Annotated in this window: 18 protein-coding genes; 3 read left to right on the top strand and 15 right to left on the bottom strand. The window is 52.1% G+C overall.

What is annotated here, in order from left to right; translation table 11 throughout:
- The first annotated feature begins 4 nt into the window (after window positions 1–4).
- Window positions 5–922, top strand: coding sequence for a Dyp-type peroxidase (locus ACXAGC_RS00735; RefSeq protein WP_119502783.1), 918 nt, complete (start codon window positions 5–7; stop codon window positions 920–922).
- 5 nt (window positions 923–927) lie between these two features.
- Here the strand turns inward: ACXAGC_RS00735 and ACXAGC_RS00730 are convergent, their stop codons facing one another.
- From ACXAGC_RS00730 to ACXAGC_RS00720, 3 genes are read right to left on the bottom strand one after another with little or no spacing between them, the layout of a single operon-like run.
- Complete coding sequence (locus tag ACXAGC_RS00730; RefSeq protein ID WP_474841539.1) at window positions 928–2,016, bottom strand: adenylate/guanylate cyclase domain-containing protein; 1,089 nt, start codon at window positions 2,014–2,016, stop codon at window positions 928–930.
- Between the two features lie 21 nt (window positions 2,017–2,037).
- Window positions 2,038–3,318 carry a glutamate-1-semialdehyde 2,1-aminomutase gene (gene hemL, locus ACXAGC_RS00725; RefSeq protein ID WP_474841537.1) on the bottom strand — a complete coding sequence of 427 codons (1,281 nt, stop codon included), beginning with the start codon at window positions 3,316–3,318 and terminating at the stop codon, window positions 2,038–2,040.
- A 5-nt stretch (window positions 3,319–3,323) separates the two neighbouring features.
- Window positions 3,324–4,337, bottom strand: coding sequence for an aspartate carbamoyltransferase (locus tag ACXAGC_RS00720; protein WP_474841535.1), 1,014 nt, complete (start codon window positions 4,335–4,337; stop codon window positions 3,324–3,326).
- A 265-nt stretch (window positions 4,338–4,602) separates the two neighbouring features.
- Between ACXAGC_RS00720 and ACXAGC_RS00715 the strand changes: the two genes are divergently transcribed.
- Window positions 4,603–5,310, top strand: coding sequence for a DUF2982 domain-containing protein (locus tag ACXAGC_RS00715; protein ID WP_303572068.1), 708 nt, complete (start codon window positions 4,603–4,605; stop codon window positions 5,308–5,310).
- 28 nt (window positions 5,311–5,338) lie between these two features.
- Here ACXAGC_RS00715 and ACXAGC_RS00710 read toward each other — a convergent pair whose 3' ends face one another.
- The 5 genes from ACXAGC_RS00710 to hutI form a co-directional block, all read right to left on the bottom strand.
- A complete protein-coding gene (locus ACXAGC_RS00710; RefSeq protein WP_474842370.1) occupies window positions 5,339–8,446 on the bottom strand; it encodes a hybrid sensor histidine kinase/response regulator in 3,108 nt (1,035 codons plus the stop codon).
- Window positions 8,447–8,608: 162 nt separating this feature from the next.
- A complete protein-coding gene (gene hutU, locus ACXAGC_RS00705; protein WP_474841532.1) occupies window positions 8,609–10,264 on the bottom strand; it encodes a urocanate hydratase in 1,656 nt (551 codons plus the stop codon).
- A 9-nt stretch (window positions 10,265–10,273) separates the two neighbouring features.
- Entirely contained in the window at window positions 10,274–11,074 is an 801-nt protein-coding gene (hutG, locus tag ACXAGC_RS00700; protein ID WP_474841530.1) for an N-formylglutamate deformylase, read from the bottom strand.
- On the bottom strand, window positions 11,071–12,615 hold the full coding sequence (hutH, locus tag ACXAGC_RS00695) for a histidine ammonia-lyase (RefSeq protein WP_474841528.1): 1,545 nt from the start codon (window positions 12,613–12,615) through the stop codon (window positions 11,071–11,073). Before hutH ends, hutG begins: the two co-directional genes overlap by 4 nt.
- Window positions 12,612–13,832 (bottom strand): imidazolonepropionase, encoded by a 1,221-nt coding sequence (gene hutI, locus ACXAGC_RS00690; protein ID WP_474841526.1) that lies wholly within the window; start codon window positions 13,830–13,832, stop codon window positions 12,612–12,614. The genes hutH and hutI overlap by 4 nt, the downstream gene beginning before the upstream one ends.
- A gap of 202 nt (window positions 13,833–14,034) precedes the next feature.
- Between hutI and ACXAGC_RS00685 the strand changes: the two genes are divergently transcribed.
- The gene (locus ACXAGC_RS00685; RefSeq protein WP_474841524.1) at window positions 14,035–15,363 is read left to right on the top strand and encodes a Na+/H+ antiporter family protein; all 1,329 of its coding nucleotides are present in this window, start codon (window positions 14,035–14,037) and stop codon (window positions 15,361–15,363) included.
- 35 nt (window positions 15,364–15,398) lie between these two features.
- Here ACXAGC_RS00685 and hutC read toward each other — a convergent pair whose 3' ends face one another.
- The 7 genes from hutC to ACXAGC_RS00650 form a co-directional block, all read right to left on the bottom strand.
- A complete protein-coding gene (gene hutC / locus ACXAGC_RS00680) occupies window positions 15,399–16,136 on the bottom strand; it encodes a histidine utilization repressor (RefSeq protein ID WP_474841522.1) in 738 nt (245 codons plus the stop codon).
- Window positions 16,136–17,512, bottom strand: coding sequence for a formimidoylglutamate deiminase (locus tag ACXAGC_RS00675; protein ID WP_474841520.1), 1,377 nt, complete (start codon window positions 17,510–17,512; stop codon window positions 16,136–16,138). Before ACXAGC_RS00675 ends, hutC begins: the two co-directional genes overlap by 1 nt.
- A gap of 115 nt (window positions 17,513–17,627) precedes the next feature.
- The gene (locus tag ACXAGC_RS00670; protein WP_474841518.1) at window positions 17,628–20,249 is read right to left on the bottom strand and encodes a M14 family metallopeptidase; all 2,622 of its coding nucleotides are present in this window, start codon (window positions 20,247–20,249) and stop codon (window positions 17,628–17,630) included.
- A gap of 482 nt (window positions 20,250–20,731) precedes the next feature.
- Window positions 20,732–21,520 carry a DeoR/GlpR family DNA-binding transcription regulator gene (locus tag ACXAGC_RS00665; RefSeq protein ID WP_119502768.1) on the bottom strand — a complete coding sequence of 263 codons (789 nt, stop codon included), beginning with the start codon at window positions 21,518–21,520 and terminating at the stop codon, window positions 20,732–20,734.
- Window positions 21,521–21,570: 50 nt separating this feature from the next.
- Entirely contained in the window at window positions 21,571–22,578 is a 1,008-nt protein-coding gene (locus ACXAGC_RS00660) for a sugar kinase (protein ID WP_474841515.1), read from the bottom strand.
- 10 nt (window positions 22,579–22,588) lie between these two features.
- A complete protein-coding gene (locus ACXAGC_RS00655) occupies window positions 22,589–23,362 on the bottom strand; it encodes an IclR family transcriptional regulator (RefSeq protein WP_119502766.1) in 774 nt (257 codons plus the stop codon).
- Between the two features lie 76 nt (window positions 23,363–23,438).
- Window positions 23,439–24,200 (bottom strand): glucose 1-dehydrogenase, encoded by a 762-nt coding sequence (locus ACXAGC_RS00650; RefSeq protein ID WP_474841514.1) that lies wholly within the window; start codon window positions 24,198–24,200, stop codon window positions 23,439–23,441.
- Window positions 24,201–24,210 lie beyond the last annotated feature (10 nt).

The raw sequence follows: 24,210 nt of genomic DNA, 5'->3' as shown, positions 1-24,210 counted from the left end.
TGTCATGAGTCAACCTCAAAAAGGGGTGTGCGCCGAACCGAATCTGCATGCGCAATATTTATTGCTGAATGTCGTGGATGACGATGCAGAAACGGTGAGGGGAAAGCTTGCCCGCGTGTTGGATATATTCGATTTTTACGAAAACGAGCACTATGAAGCCATGCTCACCGGCATGATTGCCATCGGTGCCGGTTTCTGGTCTGAATTGTATCCGGGCTTTATTCCCACTGAACTGGCTCCGTTTCCGGATATGCAGTGTGAAGATCGCACTGCCCCTTCCACGCCCTGCGACCTGTTTATTCAAATACGTGCTGACCGTGCTGACATCTGTCATGCGGTAGGCATGGAAGTGATGGAGCTGCTCAGGCTGCACGTTGAGCTGGTGGAGCAGGTAAGAGGTTTCCGTTATCTCGATGGCCGTGACTTGAATGGTTTTATCTATGCGCCGGATAATCCGCGTGGAATGCAGCGACGCAAAACCGGTATTATCGATAACGACGAACTGGCTTTTAACGGCGGCAGTTACGTGCATGTGCAACGTTACCGCCACGATTTGCGACGCTGGGAAAGTCTTACTGCCCGTCAGCAGGAACAAATTATCGGTCTGACCAGGGAACACAACCTGGTGAGTCAGGAGCAAAACCCCATGTCTCATTGTATCCGCGCGTCGGCGAAAGGGCCTGATGATGATTTACCGGGGTTAATTAAACAGGGAATGCCTTACGGAGATCTGACAACTCAGGGGCTTTTCTTTGTAAGCTGTTCAGCCAGTGCACGGCCTTTCAAGTCTATGTTGCACAGCCAGGTTTTCGGTACCGGAGACGGTGATTATGACCGCTGGCTGGATTACACCAGTGCGGAAACCGGGGCATCTTTCTTTGCGCCGCCGGTTAACTTTATCCGCGAGCACGCAAAAAAATAACCAGGTTAGTGGTGCAGCTTCAATGCACCGTCCCAGTCTTCACTGAGCGTTAAATTACGGTATTGCAGGCATACATCGATGTGATGCTGAGGCAGTTGATCCTGCGGATTGATATCTCTGGCTTTCATGAAGTGAGCAATGGCGTCGTCCCACTCCCTGCGCATACGACAGGCCAGTCCGGCGGTGATTTGTGTTTGCACAGAGAGCCTGGCTTTCTGTTCTTCCTCACTCAGATGATCGAGCACTTCATACACTTCAATGGCACTTTGCCGGCCTTTCACTTTAACCCAGTCAAGTAAACGGGTTTTAACCGGATAGCCCGCGCCTACCGTTTCCAGGGTTTGTGCGCTGACAATAATGTCAGCATTGTATTTTTTGGTCAGTGACTCAAGTCTGTAAGCAATATTCACACTGTCGCCGAGTACCGTGGTGTCCATGCGGTCATCTGAACCGATAGTACCGATGATCACCGGTCCGAAATGAATACCGATCCCGATATTAATGGGCAGATATTCACAGTTATCCCTGTGAGAGTTGTACATCACCAGTGCTTTTCGTAAATCGATAGCAGCCTGAAGGGCATCGCGGGCTTTATCTTTAGCGGTGCCGCCCGGGTGGTCGAACAGCGCCATAATGGCATCGCCAATAAATTTGTCGATAAATCCACGGTTCTGATGAATAGGATCATTCATGCGCAGGAAATAGGAATTCAGGAAGCCCATGAGTTCCTGCGGGCTGAGATGCTCTGACAAGCCGGTGAAGCCGCGGATATCACAAAACAGGATAGCCACTTCGTCTTCGTCTGCATGTCCCAGTTCCAGCGTGGCTCCGCTGCCATGTTTGGCAAAGTGTTCAACGAACTGACGGGGGACGAATTTCTGGAAGGTTTTACTCAGTTGCATCGCCTCATTGGCTTTTTCGACGTAACTGGCTTCACGGCCGTCAGGGGTATCAGAAACAGGCGTTTTCTTCGGATGTGTTCTGTCGAGTTCAGCCTTCAGTTCGCGGATTTGTGCAGACTGTCTGAACAGGAAATATGCGGCAACACCGCCCACAGCGATAAGACTATAAATGAGTAGCCAGCTTAACGTCATGGTGTCACCACATATCCAACACTACAGAGAGCCTAACACTTTATCAGCAATGCTGAGTGTTTTATCAATTACGTCTGCAGTGTGCATTTTTGACACAAACCCTGCTTCATAAGACGCCGGAGCCAGGTAAGCACCGTTGTCCAGCATGCCGTGATAGAACACACGGAATTGCTCCTGGTTGCAGTTGATGGCCTGCTGGTAGTTCGTCACGCGGTCAATGCCGGTAAAGAACAAGCCGAACATGCTGCCGGCAACGTTGGTGGTCATAGGGATGCCGTGTTTATCCGCCAGAGCCTGAAAACCGTCTGCCAGTGCCTGAGTTTGAGCGAAAATCCCTTCATACATGGCGTCATCATCAAGTTGAGCCAGTGCGGCAAGGCCGGCTGCCATGGCTACCGGATTACCTGATAAAGTCCCTGCCTGATAAACCGGGCCGGTAGGGGCGATATGTTCAATAATGTCGCGGCGGCCACCGAATGCACCCACCGGCATACCGCCACCAATCACTTTACCCAAACAGGTAAGGTCCGGCCTGATGTTGTATCTTGCCTGTGCACCGCCTTTGGCGACACGGAAGCCTGTCATCACTTCATCGAAAATCAATACACTGCCGTGGTCATCACAGATCTTACGTAAGCCTTCAAGGAATCCTTCTACAGGCGGAATACAGTTCATGTTGCCGGCAACCGGTTCAACGATGATGCAGGCGATGTCATCGCCGTGTTCACGGAAGACTTCTTCAACGCTTTCAAGGTTGTTGTATTCCACCGTCAGCGTATGCTGCGCCACATCCGCAGGTACACCCGGTGAACTTGGTACGCCCAGTGTCAGTGCGCCGGAACCGGCTTTTACAAGCAGTGAATCGGCATGACCGTGGTAACAGCCTTCAAATTTAACCAGCTTGTTGCGGCCGGTATAGCCACGGGCCAGCCGGATTGCCGACATGGTTGCTTCGGTCCCTGAATTTACCATGCGTACCATTTCCATTGACGGCACCATGCTGCTGACCATTTCGGCCATGATAATTTCTGATTCTGTAGGCGCACCAAAACTCAATCCGTTTTGTGCGGCATTGATAACAGCTTCACGGATTTTATCGTTGTTATGACCCAGTACCATGGGGCCCCAGGACTGCACGTAATCAATGTACTGATTGTCGTCAGCATCCCAGATGTAAGCGCCGTCTGCTTTAGTGATGAAACGGGGTGTGCCGCCTACCGCTTTAAAGGCACGGACCGGGGAGTTCACGCCACCGGGAATCGTTTTTTGCGCGCGGGCAAAGAGGACTTCAGATTTTGACATAATGCTTATTGGCTCTTGTTAGTGTACCAAACCACGTCGCGTTCATATTTCGCGACCAGATCTTCAACGCCCAGTGTCAGCGCGAAGAGTGCCATTCTTACCAGCACGCCGTTATCGGTCTGCCGGAAGATGGCCAGGTTCGGGTTGGTATTCAAATCGTTATCCAGCTCATTAGCTTCCATACGGGAATCCCGCGGAAGTGGATGCATGATCACCGTTTTTGACTGGAAATGCTTAGTGTAAATAGACTGGTTGAGGCGGAAGCGGCCACGGTATTTATTGGCTTCTTCCTGAGAAGGAAAGCGTTCTTCCTGAATGCGTGTCTGATAACAGATGTCCGCATCTACCGTGCCGTCGATATGCTCAGAGATAGTCAGTTTGTGACCGGCATCTTCAATGGCAGAGACAATGTAGTCCGGCATGGCCAGCTCTGCTGGTGCGATAAGTGTAAAGTGAATATCCTTATACAAACACAGCAGTTTCGACAAAGAATGTACGGTACGGCCATATCGCAAATCACCAATCATGGCGATGTGGAGTCCGTCGATGCCTTTACCATTGTATTCCAGCTCACGCTTTATGGTAAATAAGTCCAGTAATGCCTGCGTCGGGTGTTCGTTTGCGCCGTCGCCGCCGTTGATGACCGGTACACGGCTGCCGTCAGCAAATTCGCTTACTGAACCCGCGTGCGGATGACGCATGGCAATAATATCGGAATAGCCACTTAATACACGGGCTGTGTCGTAAAGCGATTCACCTTTCGCAAGCGCAGAGTTGCTCATGCCGGTGGTTTCCCGTACTTCCCCGCCAAGCAGGTTAAAGGCAGTCCCGAAACTTACCCGTGTACGTGTGCTGGGTTCGAAAAATAAGTTACCCAGGATGGCGCCGTCCAGCACCGTGGTGCGCTTCTGACGCTTTGCATAAGGCTCCATGGAATGGGCCACAGAAAAGACTTTCTCGATGGCATCACGATCGAATTGATTGACCGAAAGGATATGGTTGCCGGTAAACTGTGACATAGTGCTCTCAACAAACAAAATAAACCTGAACAGTTTATCAAAAAGCCGGCGATGTGTAGAGATAAGAACCTTAAATAGGTTTATGAGTTTTTCTGCGCAGGCCGGGGTAAAATCAAACTTTCTTCAGATAATCACCGGATGAATGTGACAAAGCGACCGCAGGCAAACAAACCATCCCGTTCATGGTGGCGGACTGACTGTCCGCAATGCCGGCGTCTGCGTATGATATTCATCTGGGCGGTTATCGTATTTGTGGTGTATTTTTATGTCTGGAACTGATTCTGACCCTATTTATGTCAGGGCAACGTCAAAGGGTAACGGCATCACTGCATTGGTGCTGGGTGTGGCCGGACTGATAATGTCGGCAATATGGATGAAATTTCTGCCGGACTGGCTGTTTCTGGCTGCTATTTTCCTGACCAGTGCGTCGATTGTATCGCTGCTCATCGGCTGGTTCAAAGTAAGAGAGCCTCAGTTCAGTATCGAAATTTCTCCGCAGGAAATCCGTTATCATCACCGGTTGGGCAACTGGCTGTTACAGTGGGATAACGTGCAGCGTATAGACTGCCCGCGGGTGCAGCAGGGTTTAGAACAGGTGGAGCTTGAAGCGGTAGGTTTCCGGATTAAAGACTACGGTGCGTTCTTAAATCATGTTTCCCCCCGGCTGGCCACCCATTTACTGATGGAGCAACGTCCGTTGCTGCTTCACAGGGATGAAAAAAACTGTAAAACCGGTGCCTGTTTTGAGCAGGAAATGTTTGATGATAAACATTACACCACTGCAGACAATCAAACTTTTACCGGCGTTAAAGCCATGCTGGCGAACAGAATGTCTCAGCTTCGTCAGTCGCTGGGGTATGATGTGTTTATTGCCGCCTCTGATATTGATCGTGAACCTGCTGACTTTGCCCGCTTTATGCGCCAGTGCCAGCAAGCCCGTCAGGACAGACTGATGGATACTCAGGCAGGTTGATGCCTGCACCTTCCCCTGAGTCTCCGGCTCAGGGGAAGGTGTAATTCATTTCTTCCAGGAAGCGTCTGGCTTCTGTCATTAATATTTCGCACTCATTCAGCAGGGCAGGCAGATGCTCTGCAATCAGGAAGTTTTGCTCAAGCTTTAGTGCGATTTCCAGTTCTGAAGCCAGTTCCTGTAACTTCGGTACACCGGTGTAGCAGCAGGCTCCGTGAAGTTTGTGCACTTCCGCCTTCAGGCCGTCGAAGTCTTTTTCTTTCCACATCGATTTTAATGTGGAAATGGTGGGCGGCAGCAACACCACAAAATCCCCCAGTAACGAGCGTGCAGCTTCCGGGTTCTGGTGGGTGCGTTTAACCGCCAGTTGCCAGTCCAGAGTAGGTAAAGCCATGGCTGTCGGGGTGGCGTTCTGACACCAGCGCTTAATCAAATCGAGAAGGGCGCCCATTTCGATAGGCTTGGGCAGATAATCGTCCATACCTGACGCCAGCAACCTTTCCTGTTCCTCTTTGAAAGCATGGGCGGTGACTGCAATGATAGGGGTACCCATATTCAGAGCCGTTTTGCGGATCAGTCTGGATGCCTGCAAACCATCCATACCCGGCATTTGAACATCCATCAGGATGAGATCATATTCCGTGCTCTGACAACGGTTAACGGCATCCTGCCCGCTCATGGACGTGGTCAGACTGACCGGCGAGTGATCCAGCCAGGTATGCAGCAGCTTAAGATTCATTTCCATGTCATCAACAGCCAGAATACGTGCCTTGGGCAGGTTATTCATCTTATCCTGCATCGGATTACGGCGACGGGCTGTTTTCTGATGCAGCAGGCTTTCCAGTTTGGTGAGTGTGACAGGCATTCTTACCTGTTCATGGAAGTGCTGGGTCAGGCTGGGATACTGGTTGAACGGTTCCGGACCGGAGTACCACAGGATGCGTTTTTTCGCCGGAAACTCCACCAGTTCACTGAGGTACGTGTTCCGCTTCTCCAGATGGGAAACCGGTACAGTAGCAAACAGTAAATCAGGATGCATATCCAGCATGTTCAGGAAGGCTACGGAATCTGCTGATGTCACCCTGGCTCCCAGCGCGGTGAGCATGGAGGCTGTGGCTCTGCGGGTGTCCGGCACAGGGTCGAATACCACAACCCGTTTTCCAATCCATTCGGCGTTCGGTGTCAGACTGTATTTCTGACTAAGCTGATTCGCCCGCAGACGGATGTCAAAGACACTGCCAAGCCCGGGAACACTGTTTAAATCCAGTGTGCCGCGCATCAGTTTAATCAGCTCCCGGCAGATAACCAGGCCGAGCCCTGTGCCCTGATAACTACGGTTCAAGGCATCATCAATCTGGGAGAAAGCATTAAACAGTTTTTTCTTATCCTGACGGCTGATACCAATACCGGTATCTTCAATCCGGAAGTGTAATTCATGGATGCCGTGGGGCAGGGACGTGCCTTTCACTGTGAGGGTGATGGTGCCGGAAGAGGTGAACTTCAGTGCGTTACTGAGAAGGTTGTTCAGTACCTGCTTGATTCTGAAAACATCGCCGATGAGTTTTTCCGGTAACGGGCCGGTATCAAAAACAAATTCCAGCCGCTTGGAGTGGGCAGACTTAGACATCAGCGTCACCATGTCTTCCAGTAACTGGTTCGGTGAGAATGGCTGATTGTTAATTTGCAGTTTACCGGCCTCAATTTTAGAGAAGTCGAGTACGTCATTGACGATACCCAGCAGGTTATCCGCCGCTGTGTTAATGATTCGAACCTGCTCCTGTTGTTCCACCGGCAGGGCAACATGGGTGAGCTCTTTACTGAATCCGAGAATGGCATTGAGTGGTGTACGGATTTCATGGCTCATATTGGCCAGGAACTGAGATTTTACGTTACTGGCTTTAATAGCGTCTTTGCGGGCAATGTCCAGACGGGCATTCTGCTCTTCAATGAGTTCCATATTATTGCGAAGCTCATTGGTTGCCTGGCTAACCTCAGAGGCCAGTTGGTTGCGACTCTTTTCCATGAGGGCGAAGGAGAACAACCCGGCTTCGATAAACACGCCGACCTGGAAGCAGTATGTGGTGTAGTCATTGGAAGGTAAAACATTCAGTAAGCTCAGAATGCCCACAATTGCGCCGCTGGCCAGCATGCCCCAGGCGAAGATGAAATAGAGGGCGGGTTTGAACTTATTAAGGTAAGCCTCAAAGCCGGCATAGATGTAACTGCAAATCGCAATCATACCCACGCCATACACCAGGTTATTCTTCCAGATGTGAGGCAGCAAATCGATGAGACAGCCTGCGCCGATAACGCCCTGCAAAACCAGCAGAGACATGATCACCGGATGGGAATTCGGGGCATGTTTTCTGGTTTCCAGAAAGGTAACCGCGAACAGCCCGGAGCTGATCCCGATGATGACGAAAATCATCTCTGTATGCGCAGCAAACCACGGGTCAAAGCCGTCGCGGAATATCAGGTGAAGATGGCCGCCCCAGACAAATTGCCATAGCAATACCGCCACAATGTAGCCCACATAGGCGACCAGGCTTGGCTCTCTGGAACCGAAGAACAGCGCGAAGTTGTATATTGCCAGAATGATCAGGCCGCCGTAGAACAATCCCCACAGCAGACTGTCCAGTTGTACGCCGAAACTATGGCGGGTTTCCGGCTCCACAGATAACGGTACAATCAGGCTGGAAGAGGAACTTTCGACCCGCAGGTATAACTCCAGCGGGGCGTCCACCGGCAGCTCAGCCCGCATGGTCGGTACGCGGAATATCTGCTCGGTTTGCAGCTTACCCTGATGACTTTGCTTTAAGACTTCATCGCCTCTGACGAGATAAAAATCGACTTTATCTAACTGGCTGAAATCGATATTGAATACCCAGTCACGGGTATTACTTGTGTTGTTGAATTTGGTAACCAGCCACAATGCGCGGGACTGAAAACCGAAGTTAGGATTCGGGTCGGTATAAAAACGGAAATCAGGACGACGCTTGATTGCTTCACTGATAGTCAGCTGCGTGTCTGTCTCGAAGTAAAATTCAAAATTGTCCGTCAGGCTGGTTTCAATATTTTCATTGATGAGCTGATGGGTAGTCTGAGCCTGAGCCGGCGCAGTGCACACCCCAAAAAACATCAAGATGCTGAACCAGGACCACAGTACTGCGCGCATTTTTGATAAGCTGGTTGGAAAAACGTGCGCCTATTAAACCACCAACAGGCGCGTTTGTACAAAAAACAGGGTGTAAATTGCTGCTATCTGTAAAATTAGCCTTCCGCATTACGGAAGGCTTAACGGTTATTTAAGCATAGGCAGATTCAGGTCGTGTTTCTGCGCACATTTCTGTGCCAGTTCGTAACCTGCATCAGCATGACGCATCACGCCGGTGGCCGGGTCATTCCAGAGTACACGGCTAATGCGCTTGTCAGCCTCTTCAGTACCGTCACATACAATCACAACACCTGAATGCTGGCTGAAGCCCATGCCCACACCACCACCATGATGCAGCGATACCCAGGTGGCACCGCCCGCTGTATTCAGCATGGCATTGAGCAGCGGCCAGTCGGAAACCGCATCCGAACCGTCCATCATGGCTTCGGTTTCACGGTTCGGGCTCGACACAGAACCGCTGTCCAGGTGATCACGGCCAATAACCACCGGCGCTTTAAGTTCGCCGTTACGGTACATTTCGTTGAACGCCAGTCCGAGACGGTGACGGTCGCCCAGTCCCACCCAGCAAATGCGTGCCGGTAAACCCTGGAAGCTGATCCGTTCCTGCGCCATATCCAGCCAGTTGTGCAATGAAGCGTCATCAGGCAGCAGCTCTTTTACTTTGGCATCGGTTTTGTAAATATCTTCCGGGTCGCCTGACAGGGCAACCCAGCGGAATGGTCCTACACCTTCACAAAAGCGCGGACGAATATAAGCGGGTACAAATCCCGGGAAGTTAAAGGCATTGGTTACACCTTCCTGCAAAGCCACCTGACGGATGTTATTACCGTAATCAAAGGTAGGGATACCCATATCATCAAAGGCCAGCATCGCTTTTACATGTTCTGCCATAGACACTTTCGCTGCTGCAGTCACTGCTGCCGGGTCGCTCACCTGTTTCTCACGCCATTCTTCCAGCGTCCATCCCGCAGGCAGGTAGCCGTTAACCGGGTCGTGGGCTGATGTCTGGTCGGTAACCATATCCGGCTTAATGCCACGCTTAACCATTTCCGGCAGTACTTCCGCTGCATTTCCTAACAGGCCTACCGATACCGGTTTACCGTTTTCTTTTGCCCGCTCAAGGATGGCCAGAGCTTCATCCAGTGTCTCTGCCTTTTCGTCCAGATAGCGGGTGCGCAGGCGCATATCAATGCGGGTAGCATCGCACTCAATAGCGAGCATGGAGGCACCGGCCATGGTGGCCGCTAAAGGCTGTGCACCGCCCATACCGCCCAGTCCGGCAGTCAGGATCCAGCGTCCTGCCAGATCGCCGTTGAAATGCTGGCGGCCGGCTTCGACGAAGGTTTCATAGGTGCCCTGAACAATGCCCTGAGAGCCGATGTAAATCCATGAGCCGGCGGTCATCTGGCCGTACATCATGAGTCCTTTTTTATCGAGTTCGTTAAAGGTGTCCCAGTTCGCCCAGTGAGGAACAAGATTGGAATTGGCAATCAGTACCCGCGGCGCATTTTCGTGGGTGGGGAACACTCCCACCGGCTTCCCTGACTGCACCAGCAGTGTTTCATCGTCATTCAGGTTTTTAAGCGTATCGACAATCTTGTCGAAACATTCCCAGTTTCTGGCTGCTTTACCAATACCGCCGTAAACCACCAGATCTTCGGGACGCTCTGCCACTTCCGGGTCCAGGTTGTTCATCAACATACGCAGGGGCGCTTCGGTCAGCCAGCTTTTAGCGTTCAGTTCACTGCCTCTCGGGGCACGGATTACTCGGGATGTTGTCATGATCTTTCCTCAGGATTTTGCCCGGTCAATCAGCCGGGAGAGTAACTGTTTTAATTCGTTTTGAAGCGGAGCAGCAGAAGCTGCATCGTATTCAGGCCGGCCGGGTTCTGCCGGCTCACGCAGGTAGCAGCGCTGGGCGATTTCCAGTTGCAGTGCATGAATACCTTGTCCCGGATTGCCGTAGTGACGGGTGATCCAGCCGCCTTTGAAGCGACCATTGCTTACCGCAGAATGTACGCTGCTTTGCAGCGCAGAAAATGCAATGGTGGCGTAGTCGCTGTGGCAACTTTTATCTGTGTTTGTACCCAGATTCAGGCCCGGTAATTCACCTTCAAATAAACGGGGACACAGCGAACGGATGGAATGGGCATCAAACAGGACGACCTGCCCGTGCTGACGCTTAAGCCGGTTCAGCTGGTGGGACAGTGCGTTGTGATAGGGCACAAACCACGTGGCTTTACGGTATTCCGTTTCTTCTTCAGAAAGCGGTGCGGGATAAAACGGAACGCCGTCAAAACGTTCCTGCGGGCAAAGTTGTGTGGTGGTCTGGCCCGGATAAAGCGATACGCCGGACGGGTCCCGGTTTAAATCGATAACCGTGCGGGAAATATGGCTGCGCACCACGGTAATACCGAGTTCAGGCGCGAAACTGTATAGTTTGTCTACCCACCAGTCTGTGTCAGCCAGTGCCGTTTCTTTATCGCATTGCAGCTGTTGTGCTATTTCATCCGGTATGGTCAGCCCGGTATGAGGGATACTCAGCACAAGGGGCGCATTGCCCTCGCTGATCTCCAGCCAGTTACTACTCATGCTGACGCTCCGCCGGACTGCGCCGGGTTAAAAATCTCTGCGACCGGTCCTGTGAGGTCTGAGCCTGCTACGAGCGCAAAGGCGGCTGCCATGTCTTTTGCCATGTAGCGGTCATCCTGCAACATAGGGACTTCACTGCGCAGTGTTTGTCTGACGGTTTCCAGATGAGGACTGGTTTTCATGTCACCATGTAAATCGATGCCTTGCACAGCGATCAACAATTCTATGGCCAGAATATGCTGCAGATTAGTGTTCATTCCAGCCAGTCTGCGTGCACCGTGCGCGGCCATTGAAACATGATCTTCCTGATTCGCGCTGGTGGGGATGGAGTCCACACTGGCCGGGAATGCCTGTTGTTTGTTTTCAGATACCAGGGCCGCTGCAGTAACCTGCGGGATCATAAAGCCTGAATTCAGGCCCGGACGGGGCGTTAAAAATGCCGGCAGACCTGACAGCGCCGGGTCAACCAGCATGGCAATACGCCGCTCGCTCAGTGAACCGGTTTCGCACACGGCCATGGCAATCATATCGGCTGCAAAGGCAACCGGTTCGGCGTGAAAGTTTCCTCCTGACAGGGCTTCATCCGTATCACTGAAAATAAGGGGGTTATCTGACACACCATTGGCTTCAGTAAGCAGGGTGGTGGCGGCCTGATTCAGTAAGTCAAAAGCGGCACCCATGACCTGGGGCTGACAGCGAAGACAGTAAGGGTCCTGCACTTTCTCGCATTGCAGATGAGAGTCACGGATTGTACTGCCTTCCAGAAGCTCACGCAGCGCTGCAGCTACGGTGATTTGACCCTGGTGACAACGCAAGGCGTGAATGCGTGGATCCATCGGGGCGGTTGAACCTTTGGCCGCATCGGTAGACATGGCACCGGTAATAAGTGCGGTGGCGAAGCCATGTTGTGCGGCGAACAGTCCTGCAAGGGCCTGAGCCGTAGAGTATTGGGTACCATTGAGGAGCGCCAGACCTTCCTTCGGTCCGAGGCTGAGCGGAGTGAGTGAAGCTTTAGCCATGGCGTCAGCGGCAGGCATTTGTTTGCCGTTGACCAGCACATCGCCCAGTCCGATGAGCGCCATAGTCATATGCGATAAAGGCGCAAGATCGCCGGATGCCCCGACTGAGCCTTTTTCCGGTACAACCGGAGTGATCCCTTTATTAAGGAAAGCTTCCAGCAGTTTAACCGTTTCCAGCTTCACACCGGATGCGCCGTGTCCCAGGCTGGCCAGTTTAAGCGCCATCATCAAACGGATAACGTTAACCGGAGCCGGCTCACCCACGCCGGCAGCATGAGAAATGACGATGTTGTGCTGCAGTTGTGCCAGCTGATCATCAGGAATACGCACATTCGCCAGTTTTCCGAAGCCGGTATTAATACCGTATACCGGTTTGTTGCGGGCGATAATGCGCTGTACTGCCTGTTCTGAGGCAATCACCCGGGGTAGAGCATCTTCGTGCAGAACAGCCGGTGCACCTTCGTAAATCGTACGCCAGTCTTTAAGTGATACCTGACCAGGTTGCATTATTATTGTTGTCATTTTTCCAGTCCTCTGAAGATTCGGCGACGTAAGGGATTAAGTCCGATTTGATAAATAAGGTGTGCTGGTGACGGTGCGTCCCAACAGGCAAGGTCGCAGTACTTTCCGGCTTCCAGACTGCCGGTCTGAGATTGCTGACCCAACGCAGCGGCGGCATGAAGTGTCATACCACTGAAGGCTTCCGCAACGGTAAGTCCGAAAAGGGTACAAGCCATGTTCATGATAAGAAGTGGAGACGTTACCGGTGACGTACCGGGATTGGCATCTGTAGCAACAGCCATCGGAACATTGTGTTGTCTGAGTAATTCAACCGGTGGCTTCTGCGTTTCTCTCAAACAGTAAAAGGCGCCTGGCAGCAGCACAGCTACGGTGCCGGAAGCGGCCATGGCTTCCACGTCTTTCGCGGTGGCAAATTCAATGTGGTCGGCAGACAGTGCCTGATAGTTTGCTGCCAGCGACACGCTGCCATTGTCTGACAGTTGTCCGGCATGAAGTTTTACCTTGATCCCGGCCTGTTTGGCAGTGTCGAAAATCCGGCTGGTTTGCTGTGGCGTAAAGGCAATGTGCTCACAAAATGCGTCCACTGCATCAATGTTGCCATCTGCCAGTGCAGCCGGGAACAGCTGTTCACATACATACGACACATAGTCGTCAGCGCGGCCTTTAAATTCCGGCGGTACCACATGCGCGGCCAGCAGTGTGGGGGAGACTGACACTGCCCGGTGCTGCGCCAGTGACCGTGCAACCCGTAACTGCTTAAGTTCAGACTCAATATCCTGTCCGTAACCTGATTTTATCTCTACCGTCGTCACACCCTGTGCAAGCAGACTGTCGAGCCGGGGCAGGGTTTCATCCAGCAGGGTTTGTTCTGATGCGGCGCGGGTTGAGGTGAGCGTAGACATAATGCCGCCACCTTGTGCGGCGATGTCAGCATAACTGGTCCCTTCCAGCCTGGCTTCAAATTCATTGGCACGGCTGCCTGCATACACCAGATGGGTATGACAGTCGATGAGGCCGGGTGTTACCAGCAGGCCCTGTAAGTCAATAACCTGGTCAGACTGATACTGCGCAGTGACGGCGGCAGCAGGACCGGCGGCCAGAATTTTGCCATCAGCCATCGCGACCGCACCGTATTCTGTTATCGCCAGAGGGGCGGCGGGATCGGTCATGGTTACCAGCCTTGCATTCACCCAAATCTTTTCAGCTTGTTGCTTCATGCGCTTGTCTCTGTGGACGCTATTTCAATTTAATATAGCCAACAATTTTTAATATGTATAGTCATATAAATCCAAATATTTATCCATTTCACCGCAATATCTATGTTACGTCTTGTATTTATTGCCAGCCCCCGATATAACAGAACAATAAAAATAAAATTGCCTGTCATCATTAATATAAGTATAGACATAAGAGGTAAGCATGAATTCAGTGTTGATTGCGGTGTGCATAATGCTGGCGCTAAGTCTGGCGCGGGTGCACGTAGTTATAGCGCTTATTATCGCGACGTTTGCGGGTGGCCTGCTCAGTGGCTTGGGTACCTTAGGCACGCTGAATAACTTCAACAGCGGACTGGGTGCAGGCGCGACGGTAGCACTGTCGTATGCTTTTCTGGGGGCCTTTGCGGTGGCAATTTCCCGCTCGGGTATTCCTGATCTGCTGGCCGGGCAGGTGCTGAAAAAACTTGATAAGAAGCAGGGGGAAAATCCCGCGCTGGCACGGAATATCCGTTATGGCGTAATGGCTGCTTTGTTAGTGATGGCGGTATGCTCGCAAAACCTCATTCCAATTCATATTGCCTTTATTCCTTTGCTGGTACCGCCTCTGCTGCTGGTCACGCAAAAGCTGAAGCTGGACCGCCGGGCCATTGCCTGCGTGCTGACGTTTGGTTTGATCACCCCGTACATGTTTCTGCCGGTGGGGTTCGGTTCCATTTATCTGAATGACATTCTGCTGGTAAATCTGCAGGAAAGCGGTGCTGATGTGTCCGGTGTATCTGTCATCCGGGCCATGGCATTGCCTGCCCTTGGCATGCTGGCCGGTTTACTGGTTGCTGTGTTTATCAGCTACCGCAAACCGCGGGAATACAGTGATAAAAAGCTGAAACGGGCTGAGCATACAGAGGTGAAATACAGCGGCCGTTCACTGGCGGTGTCAGGTGTTGCCGTGATTACTGCATTTGTGGTGCAACTGATGTTTGACTCTATGGTGCTTGGTGCACTGGTGGGCTTTGTGATCTTCAGTATCAGCGGGGTTATCCGCTGGAAGCAGGCCGATGATGTTTTTGTTGAAGGCATGAAGATGATGGCCAACGTGGGCTTTATCATGATCACAGCGTCCGGGTTCGCGGCAGTGATGCGTGCAACCGGAGATATTCAGTCTCTGGTTGATACCAGTGCGGCGTTGATTGACAACAGCAAGGCGTTAGGCGCGCTGATGATGTTAGTGGTGGGTCTGGTGATCACCCTTGGCGTGGGCTCTTCTTTTTCCACTGTCCCGATTATCGCCGCGATTTTTGTGCCGCTGGCCTTGCAACTGGGTTTTAGTCCGCTGGCCATTGTCACGCTGGTGGGCACGGCAGGTGCACTGGGCGATGCGGGCTCTCCGGCTTCAGATTCCACTTTGGGACCCACTGCCGGACTCAATGCAGACGGTCAGCACAACCATATCTGGGACACGGTTGTACCTACCTTCTTACACTACAATTTACCCTTGCTGGCAGGCGGTTGGGTTGCTGCCATGTTGCTATAGCAGGAAGCCGCAGCCTTTATAAAGCGTGGCTGCGGTTAACCGAAAGCGGGTGAGAAACGGGCGAGAAGATTATAGGCATCGCCCGGAAATAACTGTCTTACGTAAGTGATCCCTTCGCCGCCACGCCATGTCTGACGCTCCAGTAACAGGCATGCTGTACCTTCTTCAATACCCAGCGCTTCAGCCTGTTCTGCATTGGCTGAAATGGCAGAGATACGGTGCTGGGCTTTACTCCAGGCTACATGTTCAAGCAGCCAGTGACCCGGCGACACATCCTCAAACGTGATGCCTTCAGCCTCAGGGACGGCATTCAGGTTGATGAGACGCATTTCCAGTGCAAAGGGCCGGTTACTTGCCAGATGAAGACAGCGTAATTCCAGTAACGGATTGTCAGCACCCAGTTCCAGTTCTTCCGCTTTCCGTTTCTGCGCGGTGCGTTTGCGCCGTGATAACAGAGAGAAGCCGTATGGCTGCCCCCGGTTAGCGATTTCAGTTTGTATATCAGGAATATCCACAATGACAGACTGAATTTTCGGACGCGCCACAAAAGAGCCGGCGCGACGGCGGCGGTGAATCAATCCTTCATCTACCAGAGAGGTAATGGCTTTGTTTACCGTCATACGGGAACACCCGTAGTTCTCAACAAGTTCATGCTCAAAAGGGATTTTGTAACCCGGAGGCCAGGTGCCCGAGAGGATCTGCTGACGAATGTCGTTGCAGATTGTCTGGTGCAGCGTATCTTTGACCCCTTTTTCCTGCGGTTCTGGCGGCATTACTGAAATACTCTGTTAATGGTCTTAATGAAGGCGCGTTGCGCGTGTTCTCTGCCGGCATGACGGCCTTCTTTTACTGTAAGCCGGCCATTTACCCACACACAGTCAATCAGGTCTTTATTGTGACAGAAAACCAGTTGCTCGATAATATTATCGTGAGACCTTAGCATATCGGGTAACCCGCTGATTTTCAAAGAAACCATATCGGCACGGCTCCCGGGTTGCAATCCGGGAGCCGTGCCGAGTGCCTGAGCGCCGCCGGCAACGCTTTGTTGCCACAAAGACTGACCACAGCGTTCACCTGCATGGCGCTGGCTTACATTCCGGTTTTGCAGTTGCAGGCGCTGACCATATTCCAGCAGACGTAACTCTTCCGGTGCATCAATTTTTACGTTGGAGTCTGAACCCACACCAATGCGGCCGCCGGCTTCCAGGAACGGGTTAAGCGGAAAAAGACCATCGCCCAGATTGGCTTCGGTAACAGGGCACAACCCGGCGACTGCCTGTGAACGTGCAATACCGGAAATTTCGGCGTCATCCAGGTGAGTAGCATGCACCAGACACCAGCGCGCATTAACGGGCTGATTGTCCAGCAGCCACTGAACGGGACGGGCGCCGTAATGGGCCAGACAACTGTTCACCTCTTTCATTTGCTCTGCAATGTGAATGTGAACCGGTCCGTTTCCCAGCGACGTTAAAAACTGCAGCTCTTCTCCGGTCACCGCCCGTAAACTGTGAGGGGCTACGCCGGTTACGGCACCGTCTGTAGTCAGCAGCCGGCGTTCAATATGTTCATAGAGTTTACCGAAGTCGTCAGTGCTGTGAATGAAGCGTTGCTGTGTGGCTTCAGGTGCCTGACCGCCGAAACCACTGTGCGCATAGAAAACCGGAAGCATTGTCAGGTTGATGCCGGTACTGATGGCAGCATCGATGATGGCATCACTCATGGCGGCGGGCTGGCCGTACGGTTTTCCATCAGGCGTATGGTGAAGGTAATGAAATTCGCCAACACGGGTAAACCCGCTCTCCAGCATTTCAATGTATGCAAGGGTGGCAATTGCTGTAAGGTCGTCCGGTGTGAGTTTTTCCAGAAAGCGGTACATGACCTGCCGCCAGGTCCAGAACGAATCTGCGCCCGGTCCTTTCACTTCTGCAAGCCCTGCCATCCCTCTTTGAAACGCGTGACTGTGCAGGTTTGGCATGCCGGGAAGCAGCACATCAATCACACGATCTGAAGGTTCAGGGCTTGCTGGTGTGATATGACTTACTTTCCCGCCGGCAATACTGATTCGCTGATCCTGATGCCAGCCGTCAGGGAGCAATACACGACGGGCGAAAAGGGTATAGTCAGAAAGCGAAGCAGTTTGTGATGTCATGGTAGCTACCATTCGGGGGATGATAGATTTATTGTATAGACATAATTTGAGAAAGGGAACAAAAATACCGGCTCAGTCGTCGACAGAGCCGGTTGCATAGTTATGCGTTGTGGCGTTACTTGTACAGGTTGTTGAAGATAAACTTGTACGTGCCGTGTGACTGGGCGCGCCATTGAGGCTGGAAGCCCAGCAGGTACACCTCGCCGTCACCGTAATTCACTTCCATAGCAGCCGCTTTGCCATTTATCGCTTCAGGGTGCAGCAACACACCACTCAGCAATACGTCACCTTCTTCAGGATAGGAAGACAATATGGTGCCGTCAAAGCCGGGTAATGTATCAAAGGCAGGACCATGAGAGAACATCACTACCGGGGCATCCGGCAGACCCAGTGTTGCTGCACTGTCAGCTTCTTTGTTCAGTTCGGTTTGTACCAGCGCACCGGCACAGTAGAAAACGTCGCTGCCCACACCGGCGAGGACATTTTTTACCGGCAGTCCCAGTAAGCTGATAGCGGCATCAGACGCCTGGTTGAAGGCAATGAGTTTACCGCCACGGGCAACAAAATCCCGTAATGCCTGTGCACCTTCTGAACCAATGCCTCCGGCATATTTTGCCGGTACAGGATCCTCTGTGGCACCACCTGTACGGTTATACCAGCTGTCGCTCTTAGGCGCACTGAAGCCCTCGGTGATCCAGCTTAAATCGATGTCCGGCAGTACCAGTACATCAATTTTCGACAGTAAATCTCCGGCTTTCATATCGTCGTTGTACAGGGTAACCGGGTTGTAACCGTACTGCTCAAATATCCAGCGGGTCCAGCCTTCATCCATAGACGGTTTCCACGGACGGTAGAGTCCAACTCTCGCCGTCTCTACTGCCTGCGCATTTTCAGGTGCGCGGGAAGTGCCTTGCAGAGTAACATCGTGGGCTGTGGCCAGCGCTTCAGCGCTGTCTTTGTCTATCCCTGAAATAAAGAATGCGGGTTGCTTGTCATGCATTCCGCGGCTTACCGAAGCACCTTTTGCAAGGGCTGCATTAATGAGAGCGAAGCTGGCATTCTGATTATGAGGAGCAACAAATACATTACCGCGGCCTTCAATGCCGGAAGGCAGATCTGCTGTTGTAACAGCTTTCAGTTTCTTCTTGTCGCGGTCAGACAGTTTGGATGTCAGCGCTACTGTATCCACACCCATTTGCAGGGGTAATGTCCAGCCTGTGGCATCGTAGGGCAGATTTTCCGGAAGGCCGTCTTTATCAACAAAGGTAGCGGGATACGTTTGACGTTCAAACAACTCCTGTACCAGTCCGGCGAACGGCTGATCCATGGGGATAACCCAGCTGCCTGCAGCGACTTTGGTGTCGCCAAATGTAGCGGATTTGCTTACCTGATACACTTCAATCTGCTGGCGCAGCATGACTTCAACCAGTTCACCGGCCTCTGATAAATCGTGTTGCTGAGCCGGAATTATCCAGGCAAAAGGCCCTTCTTCTTTAAAACGGGCGACGGTATCGCGACCTGACTGATAGCGGTCATACAAGATTTGCTCGCGGTAGCGTGATGCAGTATCCAGCGTAGAAAGTGAGGCCACTTCCATATAGTGTACGGCATCACCCAGCGTCCATTTGCCGCCTTTCCACGGAGATGGATACATCACCTGAGGCTTCAGATCTTTGCGGTTATCCGGAAAGTCTTTGGCATCGTATTCCCAGGGCGTGGCGTAAAGGTGAAGAGCCGTTTCCGTGAAATAGGAAATAGTGTGGCGGAAGGCGTGGGTGTAATCCAGAAAGCCCGGGAACCAGTTATCAAACCGGGCCTGCGCGATAGCTCCCGGTAACTGCTGGTGCTCGAACTCGCCAATCATGTGCATGCCAATCAGGCTGGTCCAGTGTCGTACCAGCGGGTCGATATTTTCTGAAATAGGATCTGAAAACGGCGGTACCCAAATCCGGGCAGGGAAGGGCGCTTTCTGGTGCTGGGAATAGAAAATCGCCGGCGCATTCTCCTGAACCTGAGCGGTGACAGAGCGGCTTTCTGTCATATTTAGCATATAGCCGTCGCGGTTGTTGTCGTGGCCGACGTACTCCTGATACAACCACGGCATGGGGCTGGTTTCGTGCTCTGTTCCGGTGTTCTGGCGATACCAGTCAACCACCATGTCCTGTCCGTCCGGGTTCAGTGTTGGCCATAAAACCAGAATCACATCGTCAAGGATGCGGCTGATTTTCGGGTCGCCCGGGGTCACCATGGTATGAGCCAGTTTGATAGGGAGCTGATGGTCAGCCACTTCAGAGGCGTGCATGCCGCCATCAATATGAACGATAATTTTTGACGTGGCAGCCAGTTTCCGGGCTTCCTCATCCGTCAGATCTCTGGAGTCAGCCAGCCTGCGGGAAATGGCTTTATACTCTTCCCACTTCGCCAGGTTTTCCGGTGTGGAGATGATGGCGTATTCGAAGGTTTTACCTTGCGTGGTTTTACCCGCCGTGAACATCTGCATTTTATCCGTGCTGTCTGCCAGCGCATGAAAATACTTCAGTGAATCTTCGTAATTCGCCAGATAAAAATCATCACCCGGCGCGTGCCCCAGCACATCAACCGGAGCCGGTATGGCATCGTTTTGTGCCAGTACCGGCGCAGAGGTGCCAAGCAGGCCACTGATCATCAAACCCAAAGCCAGCTTTCTAAAGGATTTAACGGGCTTTGTTGTAAAAAACGCCCCGTTGGAAAAAGTCATATTTGTTCCTTTTTTAATGTTGTTATCCGGCAACCGCACTGTAGTGCCATTGCCTGAGTGTCCGTCAGAAAAAGTCCTTACGTACGGTTATACCAACTGTTCCGGGTTGAGCGCTACTGGCAAACACATTGGGATATGATGAACTGCCGCTGATATACATGTGTGGCTTTCATTATCGCATCCTTATGCAGGTGGTATTTTAATAGGTCTATACATTTAAGGGTTGCGGGTGCAATAAGTCTGCCTTTGATACTTTTGTATAGTGTGAGTATCCTATTTATCGCGTTGAATTTCGTATTTATGAGGATGGCTTTACTAATATTTCAGTTAAAGTGCAGCGGGGTTTTCAGTTTTTATAGATATATACAAGATAATTTTTGGTGAATAAATATGCTATTTAGCTGAATGTTGAGCTTGGAGAGTGCAACTTGCACTAATGTTGGGCGGAGGGGCTTGCGGCGGGAAAACACGGAGGCGCGGTACTAACCACACGCCTCAACAATCATGACATCGACGCCGTGCTGCCTGATACGTTGCACGGCTTCAGGGTTGGCCTGGCTGTCGGTGATCACAATGTCTACTTCCTCCAGGCCACAGAAAAGCAGGTTGCCTTTCACACCAATTTTGGTGCTGTCAGCCAGTACCACCAGTTTGTCAGCACGCTTGCGAAGTTTCTGCTCTGCGAGAATTAACAGCGGGTCAGTTTCCATTATGCCGAATTCGCTGACGCCGGGCGACCCCATGAACATCATGCTGCCCCGGTATTTTTGCGTAGTATCGTTTTCAAACGAGCTGAGAATAATGCTCTGGTGGCGGTAAACCTGTCCGCCGGGCAGGGCAACCTGATTCTGGCTGCTTTCCAGCAGTTCGTGGGCAAGAATGAATGAGTTAGTCAGGATGTTCAGTTTTCTGTCCGCCAGGAACTCGGCCATCATAAATGTTGATGTACCGCCGTTTATAATGATGGCCTCACCGTCCTGAACGAGCTGGGTGGCTGCTTTGGCAATCATCCGCTTAGTGTTCGCATTACGGCTTCTGTCCTGTGCAAAAATGCTGGCAGACAGCCCGGGTTTGCTGTCCCGTACCGCATTCTCTTTTACCTGCGCACCGCCACGAATTTTGCGGATTTTGTCCAGTGCCGCCAGCTTGACTAAATCCCGGCGGATGGTGGCTTCTGACGATTTTAACTGTGAGCAGAGATCTTTCACGCTGAGAAATTCGGTTTCATCCAGGGCGCTGATGATCAGTTGATGCCGTTGTTTTTCAAGCATGTGCGGTCTTCTTATTTTTCCGTAAATAACAAGGGGCAACGAACCCCGGTTTATCCTGCCGTTTCCGGACGGGCAGTAGTTTCTGTGTCGCGGAGCCGTTTTAATGCCTCAGTGAATGCGGGTTCCGGCACAATGGCTCCCGGAAACCGGATAATGGTGGACGCCACGTCAGCCCCCTGCTGCGCGGCCTGACGGACGCTTTTTCCGTCGAGACGTGCTGCCAGATAGCCGCCGGTAAATCCGTCACCCGCCGAGGTGGTATCGACAACATGGGCTACCGGTGTCACGGGAATGGTCACCATGGTTTCATTAAAAAGCACACGTATCTGGTCGGTTCCGTTCTTCGCAACAACTTCTTTCACGCCCCAGCCAGCCACAATATCCATCACATCAAAACAGTCTTTGTGACCGAAAAGCAGTTTGTGTTCATCCATGCCGGGAAAGGCGATATCAGCAATGCGGTAAGCCCGGCGGGTCCATACTGCGGCTTCATCAACAGATGCCCACAGTTGCGGCCGGTAGTTAGGATCAAATGCTACTCTGATACCGTTTTCTCTTGCCTGATGCAGCCAGTCGAACAATAAAGCCCGTTGGGTTTCATCCAGCACCGCCAGTGTAATTCCGCTCAGGTAAATTAAATCTGCCTGCGGTAAAGGTGTTGGTTCTGAGCCGGTGAGGGTTTGCTGCCACAGCGTTACCCACTCCCTTGCTGCTGCGTCATTGCGCCAGTACTGAAAGCTTCTTTCTCCGCTGGCGTCGGTATGAATGGCGTAGAGTCCGGGCCCTTTTTCGCGATGGGTGAGTATGAAGCCGGTGTTGATACCCTCCTCAACCATGGCCTGTTTCATAGCTACGCTAAAGGGATCCCATCCCACAGCGGTGAGCATGCTCACCTCGCAGGCGGGCAGGCAGCGCTTGAGATATACCGCCGTATTGTAAACATCGCCGGCAAAACTCTGCCTGAATAATCCGGGTTCCGCGAGGGATAATTCCACCATCACTTCGCCGGCAAGCAGGCAGCGTGGCATAGTTGTATTAAAAAGCGAATCTGCTGTCACAGGCACCGACCTAATTGCTTACCCGTTCAAGCTGATAGGCATCTTTATAGATGCCTCTGGCTGCTTCTTTAACCATTTCAGCCACTTTAGGCACGGCTGTTTTGGGGAATACAGCGGCCGGTGCGGTGATACCCACCGATGCCACTACGGTGCCGAGGCTATTGCGCACAGGAACAGCAACACAACGTACGTCCTTGTTATATTCTCTTTCGTCTACGGCATAACCTAATGCCCGTACCCGGTTAAGCTCTTTGCGTAAATCGGCGATGTTAGTGATAGTAAATGGCGTATGCTGCTCCATGGGATGTTCGGCCAGCAACAGTTCCAGGTTGTCATAATATAAAAACGCCAGAAACACCTTTCCTGTTGAGGAGCAGTGCATTTGGGCTTCTACGCCAGGGCGTTTGGATACCATTAACGGATTCGGGCTGTCGAACACTTCTACAATTAGCGCTTTACCGTGATTCGGTACAGCCAGGTGCGCGGTATGACCGGTGCGCAGGGCCAGACGCTGAATATGGGGAATGGCCATTTGCTGCATACGATCTGAGTGAATGATTTGCAGACCTAACTGCATCAGATTGGCACCACAAAAGTAAATTTTGCCGCGTTTTTCCAGCATTTCTTCAGCAACCAGCGTACGCAGTAAACGGAAAACCGTGGTTCTTGGCAGATCCAGTGCAGCTTCCAGTTCCTGCATGGTCATGCCGCGATCTCTGCTGGCCAGCAAGCGGAAAACTTCGCAGGCATGCACCACACTGGGTATCAAATATCGTTCTGTCATAACTGTGTCCTTTTTTGCTATGTAGCTAACCTTTATCCGCTGCCGGAAGGGAACTGCCAATCCCGCCCGGTACGGGTTACCGGGCTAAGAATCCGCCATCCACGGCCAGAATGTGTCCGTTGATGTAATTGCTTGCTGCGCTGGCAAGAAAAACGGCTGCCCCCTGTAAGTCCTGCGCCTCGCCCCAGCGGTTAGCCGGAATACGCTTGAGAATTTCAGTGCTGCGGTTTTCGTCATCCTGCAGGGCCTGAGTATTGTCGGTACGGATGTAGCCCGGTGCGATGGCATTAACCTGCACATTATGCGCGCCCCATTCATTGGCCAGCGCTTTGGTTAAACCGGCAATAGCGTGTTTGCTGGCGGTATAGGCGGGAACCGTAATGCCTCCGCTGTAGCTCAGCATCGATGCAATATTGATAATTTTCCCCGACTGGCGCTCTACCATGGTTTTGCCGATGGCTTGCGACAAAATAAATGCAGAATCAATATTCACCCGCATCACTTCCTGCCACTTCTCCAGCGGAAAATCAGCAGCCGGTGCCCGGAAAATCGTTCCGCCGTTATTGAGCAGAATATCCACGCCGCCATAGACAGATAACGCTTCTTCAGCGAGGGCCAGTGTTGCATCAGCGTCACTTAAATTGGCTGACAATGCGGTGGCTTCGCCACCGTTATCGCGGATTTGGGCAACAGTATCGTCACATCCGCCGGCGCGGCTGCTGGCACAGATCACTCTGGCGCCTGCACTTGCAAGTCCGGTGGCGAGGGCCAGGCCTATTCCACGGCTCGCGCCTGTCACCAGGGCTGTTTTGTTCGTTAGATCAAATGAAACAGACATAACCGGTTTC

Source organism: Alteromonas sp. AWJ4_197 (assembly GCF_056160285.1).
This window is presented reverse-complemented; position numbering and strand designations above follow the sequence as displayed.

Excerpts from the sequence above, each read along its gene's own strand:
- ACXAGC_RS00715 (WP_303572068.1), top strand. The coding sequence starts at position 4,603 with ATGTCTGGAACTGATTCTGACCCTATTTATGTCAGGGCAACGTCAAAG.
- ACXAGC_RS00720 (WP_474841535.1), bottom strand. The coding sequence starts at position 4,337 with ATGTCACAGTTTACCGGCAACCATATCCTTTCGGTCAATCAATTCGAT.
- hutG (WP_474841530.1), bottom strand. The coding sequence starts at position 11,074 with ATGAGTAGTAACTGGCTGGAGATCAGCGAGGGCAATGCGCCCCTTGTG.
- ACXAGC_RS00665 (WP_119502768.1), bottom strand. The coding sequence starts at position 21,520 with ATGCTTGAAAAACAACGGCATCAACTGATCATCAGCGCCCTGGATGAA.
- ACXAGC_RS00730 (WP_474841539.1), bottom strand. The coding sequence starts at position 2,016 with ATGACGTTAAGCTGGCTACTCATTTATAGTCTTATCGCTGTGGGCGGT.
- ACXAGC_RS00710 (WP_474842370.1), bottom strand. The coding sequence starts at position 8,446 with ATGTTTTTTGGGGTGTGCACTGCGCCGGCTCAGGCTCAGACTACCCAT.
- hutU (WP_474841532.1), bottom strand. The coding sequence starts at position 10,264 with ATGACAACATCCCGAGTAATCCGTGCCCCGAGAGGCAGTGAACTGAAC.
- ACXAGC_RS00735 (WP_119502783.1), top strand. The coding sequence starts at position 5 with ATGAGTCAACCTCAAAAAGGGGTGTGCGCCGAACCGAATCTGCATGCG.
- hemL (WP_474841537.1), bottom strand. The coding sequence starts at position 3,318 with ATGTCAAAATCTGAAGTCCTCTTTGCCCGCGCGCAAAAAACGATTCCC.
- ACXAGC_RS00675 (WP_474841520.1), bottom strand. The coding sequence starts at position 17,512 with ATGACATCACAAACTGCTTCGCTTTCTGACTATACCCTTTTCGCCCGT.
- hutH (WP_474841528.1), bottom strand. The coding sequence starts at position 12,615 with ATGACAACAATAATAATGCAACCTGGTCAGGTATCACTTAAAGACTGG.
- hutI (WP_474841526.1), bottom strand. The coding sequence starts at position 13,832 with ATGAAGCAACAAGCTGAAAAGATTTGGGTGAATGCAAGGCTGGTAACC.
- hutC (WP_474841522.1), bottom strand. The coding sequence starts at position 16,136 with ATGCCGCCAGAACCGCAGGAAAAAGGGGTCAAAGATACGCTGCACCAG.
- ACXAGC_RS00655 (WP_119502766.1), bottom strand. The coding sequence starts at position 23,362 with ATGACAGAACGATATTTGATACCCAGTGTGGTGCATGCCTGCGAAGTT.
- ACXAGC_RS00670 (WP_474841518.1), bottom strand. The coding sequence starts at position 20,249 with ATGACTTTTTCCAACGGGGCGTTTTTTACAACAAAGCCCGTTAAATCC.
- ACXAGC_RS00650 (WP_474841514.1), bottom strand. The coding sequence starts at position 24,200 with ATGTCTGTTTCATTTGATCTAACGAACAAAACAGCCCTGGTGACAGGC.
- ACXAGC_RS00685 (WP_474841524.1), top strand. The coding sequence starts at position 14,035 with ATGAATTCAGTGTTGATTGCGGTGTGCATAATGCTGGCGCTAAGTCTG.